At 39.2% G+C, this 2,079-nt stretch carries 2 protein-coding genes and 1 pseudogene; all 3 read left to right on the forward strand.

Annotated elements, in window-relative coordinates:
• Positions 1-2: 2 nt before the first annotated feature.
• Positions 3-791 (forward strand): MetQ/NlpA family ABC transporter substrate-binding protein, encoded by a 789-nt coding sequence (locus tag ACFIKE_RS09795; RefSeq protein WP_375649637.1) that lies wholly within the window; start codon positions 3-5, stop codon positions 789-791.
• Positions 792-818: 27 nt separating this feature from the next.
• A complete protein-coding gene (locus ACFIKE_RS09800; protein ID WP_375649639.1) occupies positions 819-1,853 on the forward strand; it encodes a methionine ABC transporter ATP-binding protein in 1,035 nt (344 codons plus the stop codon).
• Positions 1,846-2,079: pseudogene (locus ACFIKE_RS09805) on the forward strand (ABC transporter permease); the annotation flags it as partial. The gene ACFIKE_RS09800 and the pseudogene ACFIKE_RS09805, both read left to right, overlap by 8 nt.

Consider the following 2,079-nt stretch of genomic DNA (forward strand, 5'->3'; position numbering starts at 1 on the left):
AGATTATAGGATTATTCCTCTCTCTCTTTGCACTTTTTTTATCTACTGCTTGCGTCATGGCTACAGACAAATCAAAAGTCAGACTTGGTGTCATGGAAGGACACGAAGCAACCATTTGGAAAGTCGCTGCTGAGCAAGCTAAAAAAGCTGGTTTAGAAATTGAGCTTATTTATTTTTCTGATTACACTTTGCCCAACGATGCTGTTAATGCAGGAGAAATTGATGCAAATGCTTTTCAACACACACCTTATCTTAAAAATCAAATGGAGCAGCGTGGTTATAAACTTTCAACTGTAGGGTACACGTTTATCACCCCAATAGGTCTCTATTCCCACAAAATTAAAGACATAAAAGAATTGCGTGATGGAGCACATGTTGGCATTCCTAATGATCCATCCAACGGTGGAAGAGCCCTACTCCTTCTCAATTCTCTAGATCTTATTAAATTAAAAGACCCTCACGATATTCTTGCTTCTCCACTGGATATTATTGAAAATCCTAAAAATTTGCAAATCCGGGAACTCGATGCCGGCATGTTAGGGCGAGCTATTGATGATTTTGATATTGCTGTTATCAACACAAATTGGGCTTTAGTCTCAGGATTGGATTTACAAAAAGATGTTGTCGCATGGGAAAAAGCAGAAAATAATCCCTATAACAATATCATTGTTGTGCGTACCAGTGACAAAGATGAGCCATGGGTCAGAAAATTAGTTGCTGCCTACAATAGCGAACCCGTCCGTGCAAAAATCAAAGAGATTTTTGGTCCAGCAGCAAAAACATCTTGGTAATTTTGCCCAATATTCTGGGAATGTTAAATGGACAAAAACGCCCTCATTTCGCTAAAAAATGTCAGCCGTTGTTTCAACAAAACGGCCGGCATTCCAGCAGTTGATAACTTATCTCTCGATATCCATGCCGGTGAAATTCTTGGTATTATCGGTCGTAGTGGAGCAGGAAAATCAACACTTATTCGCTGTTTAAATGGATTAGAAAAAATTGATACAGGGTCTCTTTTTTTTGAAGGTATCAATATTTCCAATCTATCAGAAACAGAATGGGCGCCTTATCGTCAACGTATTGGAATGATTTTTCAACATTTCAATCTTTTATCATCGCAAAATATTCTTGATAACATTGCATTACCGCTCAAATTAACGGGAGTAAACAAAAAACAGCGCAACAAACGTGCCCTTGAACTTATTGAATTGGTAGGATTATGTGGTAAAGAATACTGTTATCCAGCAGAGTTATCAGGAGGGCAAAAACAACGCGTTGGCATTGCTCGTGCGCTCGCTGCTAATCCTAAAATATTGTTATCAGATGAAGCCACTTCTGCTCTTGATCCTGAAACAACAGAGTCTATTCTTGAGCTTCTTGCCGATATTAATAACCGACTCAATCTTACGATTGTGCTTATTACCCACGAAATGGACGTGGTACGCACGATTGCGCATCGCGTTGTTGTCCTCAATCAAGGACGCATTGTGGAAGAAGGACATGTAAAAGATATTTTTACATCCCCACAAGAAGAAACAACCATTGCCATGCTTAAACTTGTTACGCCACAACTTCCTGAAAAATATGCAAAAAATCTTAAAGCCATAGGACAAGAAGCTGTCATTGAAATCAATATTGCCGGTGAAATTGCCCAACAACCATTTCTCCATCTTTTGGAAGATGAAAGTGGTTTAAGAGCACGTATTCTCCATGGTGGTATTGATACAGTCCAAGGAGAAACCATAGGGCGCCTCTTCCTTGCTCTTCCTGCTCAAGATAAAGAAGCTTTAAAAAAAGCCGTTCAATGGTTAACCGAAAAGGGACGATATTGCGAGGTGTTAGGTTATGTTTAATGTTCTGTCTCATGAACTCCCCAATGCCCTTTTCGATACAATATTTATGACGATAAGTGCTTCTTTTATGGCACTAATTATAGGACTTCCACTTGGTCTTCTTCTTCATACAACAGCACGTGGAGGAATTTTTGCTTCATCTCTTATCCATCGCCCTTTAAGCATCATCATTGACAGTATTCGTGCCATTCCCTTTATTATTCTTGCATTTTATCTTCTTCCCGTT

The organism is Bartonella sp. MU70NMGDW, from assembly GCF_042194085.1.
GTDB classification, from domain to species: domain Bacteria; phylum Pseudomonadota; class Alphaproteobacteria; order Rhizobiales; family Rhizobiaceae; genus Bartonella; species Bartonella grahamii.